Origin of the sequence: Listeria floridensis FSL S10-1187 (assembly GCF_000525875.1) — a bacterium.
In the GTDB taxonomy this organism is placed as follows: Bacteria; Bacillota; Bacilli; order Lactobacillales; family Listeriaceae; genus Listeria; species Listeria floridensis.
Map to the genome: position 1 here is coordinate 24,297 of NZ_AODF01000019.1, position 18,451 is coordinate 42,747.

At 39.9% G+C, this 18,451-nt stretch carries 7 protein-coding genes and 3 pseudogenes; 4 read left to right on the forward strand and 6 right to left on the reverse strand.

Features of this window, described 5'->3' with window-relative positions:
• Positions 1-140 precede the first annotated feature (140 nt).
• Both MFLO_RS08240 and MFLO_RS08245 read right to left on the reverse strand, forming a co-directional pair.
• Positions 141-6,008 (reverse strand): LPXTG cell wall anchor domain-containing protein, encoded by a 5,868-nt coding sequence (locus MFLO_RS08240; RefSeq protein ID WP_036097450.1) that lies wholly within the window; start codon positions 6,006-6,008, stop codon positions 141-143.
• A 170-nt stretch (positions 6,009-6,178) separates the two neighbouring features.
• A pseudogene (locus tag MFLO_RS08245) lies at positions 6,179-7,337 on the reverse strand (serine hydrolase domain-containing protein).
• 231 nt (positions 7,338-7,568) lie between these two features.
• Between MFLO_RS08245 and MFLO_RS08250 the strand changes: the two are divergent.
• Positions 7,569-8,583 (forward strand): annotated as a pseudogene (locus MFLO_RS08250) (tagatose-bisphosphate aldolase).
• A gap of 40 nt (positions 8,584-8,623) precedes the next feature.
• Here the strand turns inward: MFLO_RS08250 and MFLO_RS08255 are convergent.
• Positions 8,624-9,334, reverse strand: a complete 711-nt coding sequence (locus tag MFLO_RS08255; protein WP_036097451.1) for a CPBP family intramembrane glutamic endopeptidase — start codon at positions 9,332-9,334, stop codon at positions 8,624-8,626.
• A 280-nt stretch (positions 9,335-9,614) separates the two neighbouring features.
• Between MFLO_RS08255 and MFLO_RS08260 the strand changes: the two genes are divergently transcribed.
• Positions 9,615-10,841 carry a leucine-rich repeat domain-containing protein gene (locus MFLO_RS08260; RefSeq protein ID WP_036097452.1) on the forward strand — a complete coding sequence of 409 codons (1,227 nt, stop codon included), beginning with the start codon at positions 9,615-9,617 and terminating at the stop codon, positions 10,839-10,841.
• A 227-nt stretch (positions 10,842-11,068) separates the two neighbouring features.
• On the opposite strand, the gene MFLO_RS08265 is transcribed toward MFLO_RS08260, so the two are convergent.
• Complete coding sequence (locus tag MFLO_RS08265; RefSeq protein ID WP_036097453.1) at positions 11,069-12,403, reverse strand: 6-phospho-beta-glucosidase; 1,335 nt, start codon at positions 12,401-12,403, stop codon at positions 11,069-11,071.
• Between the two features lie 157 nt (positions 12,404-12,560).
• On the opposite strand from MFLO_RS08265, the gene MFLO_RS08270 reads away from it, so the two are divergent.
• Entirely contained in the window at positions 12,561-13,529 is a 969-nt protein-coding gene (locus tag MFLO_RS08270; protein ID WP_036097477.1) for a LacI family DNA-binding transcriptional regulator, read from the forward strand.
• A gap of 132 nt (positions 13,530-13,661) precedes the next feature.
• Here MFLO_RS08270 and MFLO_RS08275 read toward each other — a convergent pair whose 3' ends face one another.
• Complete coding sequence (locus MFLO_RS08275) at positions 13,662-14,456, reverse strand: phytoene/squalene synthase family protein (protein WP_241433590.1); 795 nt, start codon at positions 14,454-14,456, stop codon at positions 13,662-13,664.
• A gap of 233 nt (positions 14,457-14,689) precedes the next feature.
• Between MFLO_RS08275 and MFLO_RS08280 the strand changes: the two are divergent.
• Positions 14,690-16,184, forward strand: a pseudogene (locus MFLO_RS08280) (phytoene desaturase family protein).
• A 108-nt stretch (positions 16,185-16,292) separates the two neighbouring features.
• Here the strand turns inward: MFLO_RS08280 and MFLO_RS08285 are convergent.
• Complete coding sequence (locus MFLO_RS08285; protein WP_051993560.1) at positions 16,293-18,317, reverse strand: DUF6270 domain-containing protein; 2,025 nt, start codon at positions 18,315-18,317, stop codon at positions 16,293-16,295.
• Positions 18,318-18,451 lie beyond the last annotated feature (134 nt).

Here is an 18,451-nt window from a genome sequence, read left to right on the forward strand (position 1 = left end):
GGAACTCCAAATAAAGCCGATGTTATTTTTCTGTTTTTTATTCTATTTTAATTGCAAATAAACTAGTAATCTAAAAAACCCCCGTCCATGCTTCGCATGAACGAGGATTTTTTTCTACTTATAGAGAACTTCACTGCTGCCTATTTACCATTTAATTTTCTTTTTTTTCTTGAAAACAATCGACGAATTCCAGCAAGAGCAAGAAGTAGTCCTGCAAACGGATAAAGTGAATTCGATTCATCACCTGTTTCCGGCAAGTTTTGTTTCGACTGCTCTTGTTTTGGAGCTTCTGATTGGGCTACTTCTTTTTGCGGTTGTTCTGGTTTATCAACTGTAACCGGAAGAGCTTTTACAATGACAACCCGTTCAAATGTTGCTTTGTTGCCGTCAGAATCGGTTACTTCATAAACAACTTTATACGTGCCCGCTTTCGTAAGGTCAACTGTATTCTCGATGATTTTTACATCACCAGTTAGATCACCGTCTTCAAGATCGCTTGCTTTGATCGTGCTCATTGGATCAAAAGAATCGCCAACTGTTAAAGTTGTTTCTTTTTCACCCGTAATTTTTGGTCCCTCAGTCACAATTACTTCGCGTGTAAATGTTGCCTTGTTGCCATCTTTATCCAACACTTCATATGTCACATAATATGTGCCTGGTTTTGAAGTATCTACAGGATTTTCGAGTACAACCAACTTATCTGTGATGTCCCCATCTTCTTTGTCCGTTGCTTTCATTGTACTTAGCGGATCAAAATCAGCATTTGGATTAAGACGAGTAGATTCTTCTCCTGTAATCGTCGGTGCTTCTGTCACAACAACTTCACGTGTGAAGAGAGCCACGTTGCCGTCTACATCTGTTACTTGATACGTCACTTCATACGTTCCCGGAATACTTGTATCTACTGTATTCGTGAGAACAATCAACTTCGCAGTCAAATCGCCATCTTCTTTATCTGCTGCTTTCATCGTACTCATTGGATCAAAGTCAGCATTCGGGTTCAGACGTGTAGATTCTTCTCCTGTAATCACTGGTGCTTCCGTCACGATAACCTCACGCGTAAATGTCGCTTTGTTGCCATCTGCATCTGTTACTTGATATGTCACAAAGCATGTACCCGGAACAAGTGAATCAACTGGATTATTCACAACTTCAAGTTTTGCAGTTAGATCACCGTCTTCTTTATCCATTGCTTCCATCGTGCTCATTGGATCAAAAGCTTGTCCAGGGTTCAAGCGCGTAACCAGTTCACCTTTAATTGTTGGTGCTTCCGTTACAATCACTTCACGCGTAAACACAGCTTCATTTCCGTCTGCATCTGTTACTTGATAATCTACTTGATACGTACCAGGAATAGCAGTATCCACAGGATTATTCACAACAACGAGTTTTGAAGTCAAGTCCCCATCTTCTTTATCCACCGCTTTCATTGTGCTTAGTGGATCAAAGTCGGCATTTGGGTTTAGACGCGTCGAAGCTTCCCCTGTAATCACTGGTGCTTCCGTTACAACTACAGTACGCGTAAAGCTTGCTTTATTGCCATCCGCATCTGTTACTTGATACGTCACTTGGTAATTACCCGGTACACTTGTATCCACATTGTTTGTTAATACAACGAGTTTGGCCGTCAAATCGCCGTCTTCTTTATCCACAGCTTTCATTGTGCTTAGTGGATCAAAATCAGCATTCGGATTTAGACGTGTCGTTTTTTCACCCGTAATCACTGGTGCTTCCGTTACAACTACAGTACGCGTAAAGCTTGCTTTATTGCCATCCGCATCTGTTACTTGATACGTCACTTGGTAATTACCCGGCACACTTGTATCCACATTGTTTGTTAATACAACGAGTTTGGCCGTCAAATCGCCGTCTTCTTTATCCACAGCTTTCATTGTGCTTAGCGGATCGAAAGCCGCATTCGGATTTAGACGTGTCGTTTTTTCACCCGTAATCGTTGGCGCTTCCGTTACAATCACTTCACGGATAAATGTTGCTTTGTTGCCGTCAGAATCCGTCACTTCATAGTTCACTTCGTACGTACCCGGCATTTTTGTGTCAACCGTATTTTTCGTTACCACAAGTTTTGCCGTAATATCGCCATCTTCCTTATCCATCGCTTTCATTGTGCTTAGCGGATCGAAGCTTGCGTTTGGATTAAGTCGGGTAGATACTTCGCCCGTAATTTCTGGACCTTCTGCCACAACAACTGTGCGAACAAAATTCGCTTTATTGCCGTCAGAATCCGTCACCTCATAAGTCACTTCATACGTGCCAGGCGTTTTTGTATCCACATTATTTTTCACAACTTGAAGTTTCGCTGTAAGATCACCGTCTTCTTTATCCATCGCCTTCATCGTGCTTAGCGGATCAAAACTTGCATTCGGTTGCAGATACGTGATTTTTTCACCCGTAATTACTGGTGCTTCTGTCACAATCACATCGCGAGTAAATGTTGCTTTATTGCCATCCGAATCCGTCACTTCATACGTCACTTTGTAGCTACCAGCTGTATTCACATCCACATTGTTGCTCACTACCTTAAGCGCACTTGTCAAGTTGCCGTCTTCCTTATCTGCGGCTGTGATTTGCATCATTGGATCGAATGCCTGACCAATATTAAGCGTAATCGTCTTCTCCCCTGTAATCGTCGGAGCTTCCGTTACAATCACGTCGCGGATAAACGTCGCTTTATTCCCATCTGAATCTGAAACTTCATAAGACACTTGGTATGTGCCCGGAATTGCAGTATTCACATTATTGCTCACTACACGGATTGAACTTGTGATGTCGCCATCTTCCGTATCCGATGCTTTCATCGTGCTTAACGGATCAAAGACCGCATTCGGATTGAGACGTGTGGTTTTTTCTCCTGTGATTTGCGGACCGTCTGTGATAATTACAGTTTGCGTAAAGTACGCCTTGTTGCCATCCGAATCCGTCACTGAAAATTCATTCGTATACGTACCTGGAACCGCAATATTCACGTTTGTCGAAACTAGTTCAATTTTGTTCGTAATATCTCCGTCTTCCTTGTCAGTCGCACGTAGCGAAGCTTTCCCATCCACAAGTTCATTCACTTTGCCGTAAATCACTTGTTCGCCGGTAATCACTGGCTTTTCAGTTACCGTCACGAGACGTGTGAACGTTGATTTATTCCCATCCGAATCCGTTACTTCATAAGCCACTTCATAGTCGCCTGGGACATTCACGTTCACCGTATTTTTCGTCACTTTAAGCTGCGCCGTCAAGTCACCGTCTTCTTTGTCTTCAGCTTTCATCGTGCTCATCGGATCAAATGCTTGACCAGGATTTAAGCGTGTAGTTGCTTCCCCAGTAATTTTCGGTCCACCAAAAACATTTACTTCACGCGTAAATGTCGCCTTGTTCCCATCCGAATCCGTCACTTGATAAACCACTTGATATTCGCCAACAACCGCGGTGTTGACATTGTTAGAAAGAATTTGAAGTTTGTTCGTGATGTCGCCGTCTTCCTTGTCAGTCGCCTTCATCGTGCTCATCGGATCAAACGCTTCATTCAGCTGTAAGTTCGTAATTACTTCACCCGTAATAACAGGTTTTTCCGTCACAATTACTTTACGTGTAAATGTACCAACATTGCCATCCGAATCTGAAACCTTATATTCCACTTCGTATGTGCCTGGAACATTGATATTGACCGTGTTTTTCGTTACCTCAAGTTGCGCCGTTAAATCGCCGTCTTCTTTATCCATGGCTTTCATTGTGCTCATTGGATCAAAAGCCTGCCCTTGGTTAAGACGAGTTTCGGCTTCACCGGTAATCACCGGAGCCTCCGTTACGACTACTGTACGCGAATACGTTGCGGTGTTGCCATCTGAATCCACAACCGAATATTCAACCTTGTATGTGCCAGCTACAGCCGTGTTCACATTATTCGAAACGACTTGCAGTTTGCTTGTGAGGTCTCCATCTTCCTTATCATTTGCTTTCATGTCCGAAAGCGGATCAAACGTTCCGCCGACATTAATTTGCGTCATCGTCGGGCCGGTAATCACCGGTTTTTCCGTTACGACTACAACTCGTACAAATGTCGCTACATTCCCATCCGAATCTTTTACTTGATAAGCCACTTGATATGTACCCGGAACAGCCGTGTTCACATTATTCGAAGTTACTTCAAGTTTATTCGTGATATTACCGTCTTCCTTGTCCATCGCTTGCATCGTACTCATCGGGTCAAAACTTGCACCAACATTAAGACGCGTTTCTTTGTCCCCAGTGATGATCGGTGCTTCCGTCACAACAACAGTTTGGATAAAGGTGCTTGTATTGCCATCCGAATCTCTAACAGAATAAATCACATTATACGTACCAGCCATTGTCACATCTACATTCGAAGATTGAATCTGAATCGCAGAAGTCAAGTTGCCATCTTCCACATCTGATGCGGTAACTGTACTTAAACCGTTGAATAATTCATTTACACGCAAGTACACCGTTTGCTGTCCAGTAATGACTGGCGGATTTGTCACAATAACCTTACGTGTAAATTGGGCTTTATTTCCTGTTGAATCCGTCACTTCATATTCCACTTGATAAGTTCCCGGCACAGCCGTGTTGACATTATTGCTTGTAATTACGATCGCAGAAGTCAAATCTCCATCCTCAGCATCGCTTGCAGCCATTGTACTGCGAGGATTAAAGTTATCATTTGGATTTAAACGTGTTTCCGCTTCACCAGTAATCGTCGGTGGATTATCTGATTCGACAATAACTTGACGTGTGTATGTGGTCGTATTATTATGACTGTCTGTTACTTGATAAGTCACCGTATAAGTTCCCGGTACCATATTGTTCACTGGATTATTCACAACAACAAGTTGCGAAGTCAAATTCCCATCTTCATTGTCATTTGCAGACATGCCGCTCATCGGATCAAATGACGTACCCACACGAATTCTCATGTCATCACCAGCAATAGTTGGGCTCGAACCACCGAGAATTGTAATCGGACTATTAATACCGTTTGATGTATACGTTAAATCTGTAAAACCTTCATCATGATAGTTAGCTTGAGCAGATGACGATAAGTTCACTCCAGGCGCTGTCCCTGAAAGTCTAAAGCTAACATCAACTGGAGAAGAAGTTGACACACGATCTACTGTAAAGGTAAGCGTGTTAGATGCTGGATTATAGATTGGATTAGAAACCGTTCCATTAGAAGAAACGATTGATCCTGGTATATATGCAGTCTCAGCCGGAAGGTTAACCGTTACATTATTATCTGCAGCAGTCATCCCACCAGTATTCGTGAGACGTAAATCATAATCTACTTGATCATTTAAGTAAATTGGATTTGTGCGGAAGCCCCCGCTTAATTCAATCTCAGCTTTAGAACTAAAAATAACATTGTCTAAAAAGTTTCCTTCTGTAGTGCTTTGCCCAGTCACTCCGCGAAATTGAAAGCGTGTAGTCGTCTGTCCAGCCGGAATTACATAAGTTCCTGAATATTTTTTCCAAGCTACACTATTTGTTTGCATCAACGCTTGTTGAATCAGTTGACCCCCTGGTGCCCCAAATTCTACAATGGCACTATCAGTTCCAATACGACCACGGTGATAAACTTGCCAACGAATAACTTGACCAGGTGTTGTTTGAATATCTTGATAGAGTGCTGAAATTTGATTGGCATTAAGCTCCGCCCACTGTCTTCCACTTGCAGCAGTCTTTCCGCCTTGACCATTTGCTTGGATTTCAATCATATTATCCGTTGCCGTTGTGTTCCATCCTGGCACAGAACTAGCATTTATGAAATCCATTGTTTTTCCTACTAGAAGCGGCTGTTCAAAATCTCCATTTACCAGTTGAACTACATTTGCAGCCCGAGCAGCGGCTGTCTTGCTTTTCACATCACTTTTCGCTTCAACTGGATCAGCTAAAACATTAAAGGCAGGAATAGTAAAAGAATTCCCGACAATCAGCGTTGCAAGACCTACCTTTGCGATTTTCATGTTTGTCTTTTTATTCAAATAGAAAACTCCCTTTCTTAAAGTAGTCTAGGTGCGACAATTCCATCTTAGCAAAAGGAGAAAAATCGTTTTATAGCCCAAAGTCTATTTTGTTCAAGAGAAATATGTCAATCTATCAACATTTTAAAAAAAACCTTGCTTTCAACATACATTGAAAGCAAGGTCTATTCTTATTCTGTTTGATTAAGCAACTCATAAATCTTATTATTAACTTTTCCAAACGAGTCAATATTATTTTGAATGTTCGAGAACAGCACCACGAATGTTTTTCCGGTTTTACTCATGCTATTCGATACATTCCAGCCGTTCATTACGCCATGATTATTGTAGCTCCCAGGATCAACATAAAAACCCATTCCATATCCCGAACTACTACCAGCCGTGAACATTTCTGAAAAACTTTTTTTGCTTCAGCAGCTTTCCGCTACTTAGTGCTTGATCAAATCGGTACATATCGCTTGCAGACATGTATAAGTTGCCGACGCCAAATAGTTGCGATAAATCAGGCACTGACGGTACACTATATGTTCCATCTTTTTTCAAAAAGTAGCCAACTGACCGATCTTTTTCGTTTTTAAAACTGGAGTAAAATCCAACTTGATTCATGCCTGCCGGTTCAAAAATATGTCGCTTGTAGAAATCTGCTAGCGTTTCGCCACTTAGTTTTTCAACAAGATAAGAAAGCACTGTATAGTTTGAATCTTGATAGTTCCATTTGCCAGGTCCGCGTTTGATTCCTCGTCTTTCAATATCCTGCACGAGCTCAAGGGGAGTAATAACATCGTTTGTTTCGATGTGTCCTTTGATACCGCTTGTATGGTTTAGTAAGTTGCGAATTGTAATTTGACTGCCATTTGGAAATTCAGATAAGTAACGTGAAATCGGATCATCCACTTGGATTTTACCTTGCTCACTGAGCTGTAAAATGGAAACTGCCGTAAGAGCTTTCTGAGCTGAGCCGATATAATAACGCGTATCCGGCGTGTTAAGTTGTTTTGTATCCCGATTGCTATAGCCATAACCTTTATTCAAAACAAATTTACCTTCACGTACAACAACAGCAGTACCGCTAAAATTGATGCTCTTTAAATATTCATCAATGGTTGAATTATTCATGATCGTTTTTGATTCAGACTCCGTTTGTGTTTCTTTTTTCGGCGTCGGTTTTGATTCAGGTTTTGGATGTTCACTTGCTTTAGATGGTTCCTCAATTTTTTCAGGAGCTAAAATATAGATCGCTCCATAAATAACGGCCAGTAAAATCATCAAACTTCCGCTGAACAGGAAAATCTGCCTTCTCAGCCGTTTCTTTTTTTGTTCTTCCCCGATTTCTCCGATTTTCTATCACAACAACACTTCCTAGCTTGTTATTTATCGAAAAAATGCTTATCTTCCCAAAAACTTCGATAACTCCATATATGAATAGTAGTGGAAAAATCGCTAAAAAGCAATTTTGAATTAATCTTTCATTTTTAATTCGGCAGGTTTTAAAAAAAACTACAAAGGGTATGGATTAAGCGTGATAAATCTGTGAAAACACGAGAAGGAGTTTGATGTAAGATGGTTACCATGACTAAAGGAAAATTCGACAGTTTGAATCGGCTTTCTAATGATAAAGGTGTCATCGCAGCGCTTGCGATTGATCAGCGCGGTTCACTAAAAAAAAATGATTCAAGCTGCAAAAGGAACAGAAGATAAAAAAGATGTAGAAGACTTTAAGGAAATGGTTTCAGAAGAACTTACACCATACGCTTCTGCCATTCTTTTAGATGATGAATATGGTACACCGGCTATTAAAGCACGCCACGCCGGATGTGGACTGCTTAGTTCTTATGAAAAAACTGGTTACGATACAACAATCCCAGGTAAATTACCTGACTTGATTGAAAATCTTTCGGCTCTTCGAATCAAGGAAAATGGCGGCGATGCAGTAAAAATCCTTGTTTATTATGACCCGGATGAACCTCTAGAAATTAATGAAATCAAATATGCTTTCTTAGAAAGAATCGGAGCGGAATGTCGCGAAGTTGATATTCCATTTTTCCTTGAGCCGATTACGTATGATTCGAAAGTGACGGATTCCGGATCACTTGAATATGCCAAGTTAAAACCGACTAAAGTTAAAAAAGCTATCAAAGAATTTTCAAAACCGCGTTATGGGGTTGACGTTTTGAAACTTGAAGTTCCAGTCAATTTCAATTATGTGGAAGGATTCGCACAAGGCGAAACGGCTTATTCGCAAGATGAAGCTGCACGTCACTTTGAAGAATGCTCGGATTTAAGCCCGCTTCCTTTTATCTACTTAAGTGCAGGTGTCACAGCAGAGATGTTCCACAAAACCATTGAATTTGCGAACAAGCATAATGTCGAATACAGCGGTGTATTATGCGGTCGCGCTACTTGGAAAGACGGCATTGAAATTTACGGTAAACAAGGCGATGACGCACTTCGTGAATGGCTTCGTACACAAGGTAAAGAAAATATCACATCGCTCAACGCGTTGCTTGACCAAGGTGCTGTTCCATGGTGGACAAAATACGGCACACTTGAAGATGTTCATGTAGTTGAAAAATAAATAAAAAAGCCCTCCTGTGCCGGAGGGCTTTTTTTCATGCTTAAAAGAGAAAGAAAAAGGCGATTAAATTGTTAGCAAAATGGAGCAGAATACACGCCTCAAGCCGTTTCGTTTTGTAATACATCAGCGCAAGCCCAAACGCCATCACAAAGTAAATCAGGAAGCTCGAAAAATTTGTCGGAATGTGAGCGAACGTGAACAGCAAGGTGCTCACTACAAAGCCGATTTTCGGATACTTCCAAAAAATGATTTTCATAACAAAACCACGAAAAATAACTTCTTCAACAATAGGCGCTAAAATGACGACCGAAACAAAAATAGTGAGCGGCGCTGCTTGAATGATCATCTCTTCAAGACCGGATTGATTCGCTGTTGTAAAATCTGGACTCAAATAGTTGATCAGGACTTCCACTCCGCTTGAGAGAATCAGGGTTGCCAGACTGATCCAGATAAACTGGAACCAAACTTTTTTCGTGAATGGTCGAAGTGAAAAAAATTTCATTCCGGTCAGATAGGCAAGAAATAGTACAACTGCAATTGCAAATGCTTCGGCTGCATTAAAGTACCAAGAAATTTGAATAGTATCAAGCGTAGCTTCCACCGAACGCCCGCTTTGAATCGCTTCTATCACCGGTGGGAAGATAGCGAAAAATTGACCAATTGTGTCCAGGATGAAAAAGAGTACCACCCAAATAATGCCAAGCCACGCTTTCGGATGCTTTTCAGTTTGAAGTGATGATTCGGTTTCCACATGGATCTCCCCTTTCGTTCTTTTAAGCGTAGCATGAAATTGGCGCTCTGAAAAGACAGAAGCGAAAGTCTAACCAAATTTCGGCTTTTTATAACCACGATTTTCTGAAAAATATATTTTCATTCACAATAATTTCATTTTTGTGTTCTATTTATTTGGTAGCTGTCAAACTTATTTTCCAGATGGCGCGTTATAATGTGCATATCATCACAATGACGGGATAAAATCGGGGAGGCGAAAAATAGAATTGTGATGTGTAAAAAAAATAGGAGATGATGAAATGAAAAAGACAGTTGTAATTTCCGTTTTAGTCCCTGCTGTGGCATTGGGAAGTTTCTTAAGTCTTCCACAAGCTTCAGCAACTGCTGCTCAAGGACAAAAAGAGAAAATCGAGCAGAAAATAAAGAAAGCAGATGTGATTGAATTTAAAGATTCAAACATCAAAGCCATGGTGACGCTCGAGTTGAGTGTAATTTTAGGACGCCCAGCAACAGATGCTGATTTCACACAAGAGAATTTAAATCAAATTACTTATTTAGGTACTTTTGCAGGTTCTGCTTTAAAAACACTGGATGATTTAGCTCACATGCCGAATTTGCAAACCGTTAATCTGGCTGCAAGTGCAGGAGCGAAAACATTCGATACCACTCCGCTCAGCCATTTAGACAAACTGAAAGAATTTACTTTTTGGTTTTCTGATGGTCAACTAAGTTCACTGAAACCATTTGAAGGGAAAGACTTAACACGTTTAGAAATTCACGCTCAGCCTATTGCGGATGCGTCTGAAAAAGTAGTCGATTCTCTGAAAAGCTTGCAAATACTTACTCTTAGTTACTTTGATTTAGGAGAAGCGGTTCGAGACGTTGGAAGCTTGGATGATTTGCCGGCTTTGATCGAAATCACTCTGCACACTGGTTTAACGACAGCTCCTACGCTAAAAGCTTCTTCTAAGCTCGATTATGCTAGTTTTTCAGGAAATAATATCAGCATAGCTCCAGATTTGTCGCATAGTAAAAATTTAAGTATTCTTTCTTTAGATCGAAATAAAATTAAAGATTATACGAATATCGAGAAAATGCTGGATCTTCCAAATCCGCCAAGTATTTTCTTAGCTCACAACTTACTCACTACTTATCCTGATTTTGCGGCACAAATTAGACCGGCCGATTTGAATGGCAATTTCATTGTCGGACATGGACTAAAGTTCCAAAATGATATTAAAAAATGGTCGAATCAAACACTTGAGGCTGGAAAACAAATAGAGCTTCCGATCGAATGGGTCGAAGAAGGTACTAACTTCCCGCCATTTGAGAGCTTCACAAAACATCAGCAAGATTTTGTAAACGGGAAGAACATGAAGATCGAAACAGATAATGACAATGTTTCAGTTACAGCAAAAGATTCCAGTATCGTAATCACTGCAAAAGACGGTGTTCAAGGGAAAACACATGTCAATTTATCGTATGGCGGCGATCTTTCAACTTCCTTTGAGGTCGATGTTCAGTAATTTGTCGTTCCTAACAGTCGATTTTGCTTTCCTTCTGGCAAAATAGTTTTGATACAAGTTCTACTCACCCATAACTATTCAAACCTTTCTCTCTAATAGATGGGCAGCTGAAATAACGGGAATTTAGCTGCTTTGAAAGCCGAATTTTGACGGCTTATCAAAAAAGGAGCTTTTGGCGGATGATTTAATATCCGCCAAAAGCTCCTTTTTATTCATTTAAAAAATCATTATACGCGTTGTTTCACGAAAAATTGCGGCAAATAATCTTTATGAGCTTCGAGCATTTCGTCAAGTACTTCTTGTGCGACATCGCCGCTTGGCACGAGCGGATTTAATGTGAAGGCTTGCAAGGCTGTAGCATAATCACCAGTGACCGCTGCTTCGATTGTTAATTCCTCCATCGCTTTCATCACTTGAAGAAGCCCGCGCTGTGCTGGAGGGAATTTGCCAAAATTGATTGGCTCTGCTCCGTGTGCTCCGATAATGCTTGTAATTTCAACAGCACTTTCATACGGTACATCGTCAATTGCACCGTTATTACGCGTTGAAACAACCATTTTGGTTCCTTTATTGTTATAAATCGAATTGATGATTTCACAAGCCGCATCGCTGTAATGCGCACCGCCGCGCTTCGATAGTTCTTCTGGTTTATGATCCAAATTTGGATCTTTATACAGTTCAAATAAGCTTTCTTCGAGGCGCTTCACGACTTCGCCTCGTGTTCCCTCAGCATGGAAGGAAGCCAGTTCATCTTTTAGCATGTTATCTGTCATATAATAATAGCGGTGATACGGACAAGGAAGCATCTTCAAATGTTTCACTTGTTCATAAAGGAAACGCATATCTTTGATGTTTTCAACTACAGTTTCTGGATTCGCATCCGGCGCGTACAGCCCGTCTATTACCTTCTCAGTCAGTTCGCTGCCGTCTTTATCAAAAATTCGATGCCAGTGCAGATGGTTGATACCTGCAAATTTAAAAAACAAGTCTTCTTCTGGTTTTCCGAGAACATCTGATGCACTTTTAACAGCGCCAATCGGAACGTTGCAAAGCCCAATGACTTTTTCCCATTTCCCGTAGCGAAGAACCGCCTCGGTTACCATCCCAGCTGGATTTGTAAAGTTGATTAGCCAAGCATTCGGACATAATTCACGCATATCTTCTACGATACCCAAAATGACAGGAATAGTTCGGAAAGCCTTAAACATTCCCCCGGCACCGTTTGTTTCCTGACCGATCATTCCATGCGAAAGCGGGATTCGTTCATCCTTAATGCGAGCATCAAGCAGTCCCACACGGAATTGCGTCGTAACAAAATCCGCATCTTTCAAAGCTTCGCGACGGTCGAGCGTTAAATAAACTTCACAATTGATTCCTGCTGCTTCCACCATTCGTTTCGCCATGTTGCCGACGATTTCAAGTTTTTCTTTTCCTGCTTCAATATCAACGAGCCAAAGTTCTTTGATTGGAAGCTCGCTGTAGCGTTTGATAAAGCCCTCCACAAGCTCCGGCGTGTAGCTTGATCCCCCGCCGATTGTCACAATTTTTACACCGTTTTTCATAACTCGAAAACCTCCCAAATAAATTTTAAAGCGCTTTCTTCGTACACCCTTATGATATTTTATGTAATGCATTACAGGTCAAGCACTTTTTTAAAAAAAATGTTTTTTATTGCTTTTATGCTATACTGAAAGAGGTTAAAGAGGCGAGGTGTAAATGTTGGCAAATATTCAAGAAATCGCGAAACGAGCTGGTGTTTCTTCGGCTACGGTTTCCCGCGTCATCAATAAACGCGACTATGTTAGTGAAGAGACGCGTATCAAGGTTCAAGCAGTCATTGATGAACTAGATTATGTTCCGAATTTAAATGCGGTGTCGCTTAAAAAAGGAGCAACGAAGCTGATTGGAATCGTCGCACCGATGTTCATGGATTCGCCGGGTATTTTCATGCAAAATTTCACTAATGCCGCACAAGAACACGGCTATAATGTGACGCTTTTTATGACAAAAGGCGACCAGGCAAAAGAGCTTGAAGCTTTGGAAATGCTGCGCCGGAAGCAGATTGATGCGCTAGTTTTAGTGATACGGCAAAATGATTGGGACGTGATTGCGCCTTATACGAAATACGGACCAATTGTGACATGGCAGCGAGTGGAGCACAAACAAATCTCTTCTGTTTTTATGGACCAATATGAGGGCTACACACTCGGACTTGAGCATCTCTATCAGAAAGGTTATCGTCGTATCTGCAACGTTTACGGTATGACAAGCGGCTTAAATACGCAAAGCCGTATGCAAGCCTATCAAGACTTCTGCAAGCGGCATGATCTTAATCCACATGCGGTAAAACAATTCTACGGGATGGGTTCACGCGCACAAGGCGAAGAACTTGTTCACTTTTTTCGCACAGCAAATGATAAACCCGATGCTTTTTTCACGCCGAATGATTATTTAGCCGCCGGTATTATCTCAGAAGCTAGGCGACAGCATTTAAAAATTCCAGATGATTTCGCGGTTTGCGGCTTTGATGATATGGAAGTCGCACATTTGCTTGACATGACGACGATTCACTATCCGATTGATAAGCAAGCGTTAAATGCCTTCACGATCATCCATAATAAACTCGTCGATGAAACGGAAGACTTGCTTAAATTGCAGTTTTATTTGGTGGAACGAAAAACAACTTAGAACAACATGCCTCAATGTTTACTAAAGAGAATTATGTTTTATTTATATAAATTGTTTTTCTAATTAAAAAGAGTATTGATATATTTCCATCATGTTTTATCAATACTCTTCTACTGCCATTAGATAAAATTGCTACTTACTATAAACTTTATTCGCTTGTATCTCTTTGAAAATTTGCTTTTTCTTAAGAAAACTGACTTTCACTCTTTTTTTCAATGTATAATTATTTTCACGTACTTCATCTAAAATCCCACCGTATATCCTTGCTGCAAGCTGGATAACGAATTGACTGTCTGAATCAAACAAATTGATGCCTTGTAAGGCTTTCTGATACAAGTGATTTGCTTGCTCGGCATAATATTCCCATAATTGAATATAGTTTTCTTTATTGTCACCCTGAAGAACTTTATAAAGATCAACATCAAACTCCCTCATTTTTTCTTTACTAAAATAAATCCTTCCTTCAAAAAAGTCTTCTCCGACATCACGTAAAATATTGGTTAACTGCATAGCTTGTCCTAATGAAATGGCAGATTGTCGTGCGAGTTCTAGGTTTTCTCTTGCTAAAATAGGCAAAAGCATTTCCCCTACCGTCCCAGCAGCTCCATAACAATAATTCATCAGCTCTGTTTCTGTTTCTGGCTGTTGAAATGCCAAGTCTTGTTTAACGGTATCTATTAAAGTTAGAAAAGGAGCTTCTTGAAATGAAAATTTTTGAAGTGTATCTCTTAACGCATAGTTAAGACGCGTATGCTCTATTTCACTTGACTTATCGCCATTTTCAAATAAAGTAACTATTACTTTTCTTAAAATTTTTAATTTATTGGCATCTTTTTCTAAATCAATGCTGTCATCTACTTGGCGGCAAAAAGCATAAATTGCCCAAATGGATTGTTTTTTTTTCTTGTGGTAAATGGTTGAAAGCAAAGCTGAAACTTTTGGAATACTTTTCCATGACTTGGTAACAGTATTTATAAGATTCTTCTAATGCGTCTCGCATCGTCAACCTCCTTACGCTTATCGCTTGATAAATCAAAAGTAAAAAAATATAATGGTTTTCAACCACTGTTCTTCTATAGCCGAAAAAGAGTAATTTAAAAACCAAGAAATGTGGATAGACAGACTTTTATTCCTAATTAGAAAAGAAAAGAGGGAAAAGAATGAAGAAAATTGCTATTATTGGAGCTGGTATTACTGGGCTTGCCGCCTCTATTCGACTAGCCTCAAAAGGACACCATGTGACTTTATTTGAAAAAAAACACTCAAGTGGGTGGGCGAATGAACCAACTAAAAAAAAGACGGCTTCACGTTCGACATGGGTCCAACTATTGTGATGATGCCAGAAATTTATCGAGATGTATTTCAAGCAGCCAACCGAAAACTTGATGATTTCATTGAAATGAAGCAATTGCCTTCTATCTATGACATTTATTTCCCAAACGAAGACAAATTTACCGTTCCGACTGATTTACCACAGCTTCAAAATTTACTTGAGACCATTGAACCTGGAACAACTCAAGGGTTTCTTAAATTTTTAGCAGACATCTATAAACGTTATGAAATTGCAAGGAAGCATTTTTTGGAGCGAACTTTCCGTAAACCTGGAGATTTCTATAATCCATATACACTATTTCAAGGGTTGCGCTTAAAAACCTTTGATAGTGCAGACCAATTAATCAAAAAGTATATTTCAAACGATAAAGTACAAAAATTACTTGCTTTTCAAACTTTATATATAGGTATTGATCCTAAACAGGGACCTTCTCTTTATTCAATTATTCCAATGATTGAGCTAATGTTTGGCGTACATTATATCAAAGGTGGCATGTATAGTATGGCACGTGCACTGGAACAATTAGCTGGTGAACTTGGCGTTACTATCCTTACTGATACTTCCGTCAAAAAAAATACTGACAGATGAACAAACAAAAACTGCTATTGGAATTGAAACAACGGAAAAAATTTTAATTTGATCAAATCCTTTGTACAGCTGATTTTCCATATGCTGCATCCAAGCTCATTCCTACATTGAAAAAATACCCACAAAAGAAAATAGAGAAAATGGATTATTCCTGTTCTGCCTTTTTACTGTATTTAGGTGTAAATAAGGACTTGAAGGATGACCTCAATGTTCATAATGTGCTTTTTTCCGGTGATTTTGATCAAAATATTAAAGAGATTTTTGACGGTACCCTTTCAAATGATCCTTCTCTTTACTTATATGCACCTTCCATCATAGAAGATCAGCTAGCACCAAAAGGGCAAACTGGACTTTATGTGCTCATGCCAGTTCCCGAATTAAAGTCAGCTCCGCTAAACTGGAATGATCCTGCGCTAATTGATAAAGTTAAAAAAAATATTTTTAAAAAACTAGCTGAAATTCCAGCGCTCAAAAACTTGGAATCATTGATTGTATCCGAGACTGTTTTCACCCCGCAAAACTTTAAAGAAGACTATAATGCCCAATACGGAGCTGCTTTCGGATTGCGACCTACACTTAAACAAAGTAATTATTATCGCCCGCAGAATGTAAGTTCTGAGTATAAAAATCTTTATTTTGCTGGAGCAAGCACTCATCCAGGAGCCGGAGTCCCCATCGTGTTGACTAGTGCAAAGATTACAGCTACAGAAATGTTGAAGGATGCAGAATCTTAAAAGTTGTACCTTTTCTAAAAACATTTTTACATAGTTCTTTGCTGAACAGATCGAACAAAAAAGTCAGTCCAACTTTTTGTTTTCCAAAGGTTAGACTGACTTTTTTTATCAAGAGTCAAGAAATTGTGAAGTTTGATCAATATAAATCAGTTCTTTCAAGAAGTCACGATAGTAGTCAGACTCAAAATGTGAAAATGAATGGCCGAATGGATAGTAAAAGTCGCCGATGTACCCTTTGTTTTGGAAGTCGATCACACGCACATTCGGCGCAATTGATAGGACATAATTATTTAAGCGATCCCAGAGATATTGGGCTTTTTCGATTGCCATTTTGTTCGGATAGGTTGCAATTTTCCCAGTTTGATCGTAATAAGTATACGTAAAGCCGCCTTTATTTAAAATGATTCGTTCCTGAGGAATTATTTGTGTCAGTCGTTTGATAAATTCATCCGCATGTTTCTGCCAAATTTTAAAGTACGCATCATCGTTCGTATGGTCAAGAATATGATGCACGGGAATGTCGTCAAACAGCTTAGTTCCTTCAAGAATGTAACTTCCTGTAACAGCCGATTTTTCATCCAACCAGATGATTGGACGAATCGCATCGGGATACAAATCGAACAGGAAGTACGCTGGGTTTGCTTCTTCAAGCCGCTCGAAGAAGTCCTTGCGGACATCATCTTGGATGTAGCTCATTTCATTAGCCGAAATGGACGCCGCATGTTTTTTAAATGGAATCTCACCTTGGTATTTCGGCGTTGTTGCGCTGATCAAAGATGTGTGAGTTTGTGTGAAAGCCACATTGAAGAACGATTTATAGTTCGGATTGAAATAATCCGAGGAATTGAATGCGTTGCGACTAAAGCAGGTTCCCATCACGACAATTGGTTTTGGATCACCGTTTTTGGCTGGTGCAGCAATGAAGTTGAACAGAAGGTTGCCGATGCCGTTTCGCTTCATTCGCAAGCGGTACTCGCCGTTATTCACATCCTCGAATTTTGCTCCTAGTTGGATGTCATTCGGTGCAAAAATTGGCAAATCAAGTCCAGTTTCTGTCCGAATAAAAGCATCCCATATTTCATGAGGATTATAGGTTTTAAGCGGATAAATCGAATTTTTAGGTAGTTTCACGCTGTAAGAACGAAAGCCTTTGTCGAGTTTAAAAAGTGCTTCTTCTAAATATTCAACAGCAGAAAATTTCTTATCACGACGTTTCAGTACAAACGATTGCGGCTTCAACCGTTCGGAGAATTTGAAACTCAGCTGATAGTTTCCGAGGCCCTCTTTCAAACTAGTGAGTTCTGCTTTTTTATTCAATTCCTTACGGTAGTAAAATGAAAGTCGGTTTGATCCGGTCACGTAAGCCTCAAGTGAACTGTCGTATGGTTCTTTCAACTGGATTTTTTTGGCGATCATCATTTTTGCTGCAGGATCAATCTCAATGTATACTTGTTTCGATTTTGTATAGCTTGATATGAGTTCGATCACTGGATCAATGTTGTTCGTGGCATCAATCAGGAAATCAGTTGAAAAGGCGTCACGTGGAATTGAAAGACTTGCTTCTCCTCCGTTTATTTTCCCTATATCAAAGCTCTTGGTCTGCTCGTAAAAGTGGTACAGTTCAGGGCGGGTACGTCGTTTCAAAAGTAGTGTGCCGGTCAATCCGTCTACTGGAAAATCCGCTTCAAAACGAATGGTTAAATTGATTTTTTTCTCAGTGAAATCGAATTTTTGCAACATGGTTTTGAAAACTTTTGGGCGGCTCGTAAATGTGAATGCTTTTTCTGGGAATTCAAAAGCAAATGTATGAAAGCACTCATTTGAGACAATCGTTTCAAAAGAAAGCGGATTTTCTGCTTTGATCTCAAATTCTTCATTTTTCGTTTGAATGAGAAAACGCCAGATGGTTTCTCGATCAGGAATCGCATTTTTTGCCGCTAATTCAAATGGAAAAGAAATGCAGTATTCTCCGTTAATCTCTTTAAATTCTAACGGAAATTTCTTAGCAGGACGGATAAACTCTCGCCGCTCTTTATAAAAAGCCAAAACAGCTGTAAATGTCTTTTTCTTGGGAATAAAAATCTGCCATGTTTGGCTCGTTTCATCTAGCACTATTTTAGTTGCTGAAATCATTCTTCAGTTCTCCCTCGCTTTGTAAAATCTCTATTCTTCATCACTTCATTATAGCATAATATGTGAATAAATTTACTCTCCTTTATTTTATTGAAAAAGAAAAAAAAGCTGCAAGTGCTCTGCTTTCGCAAAAC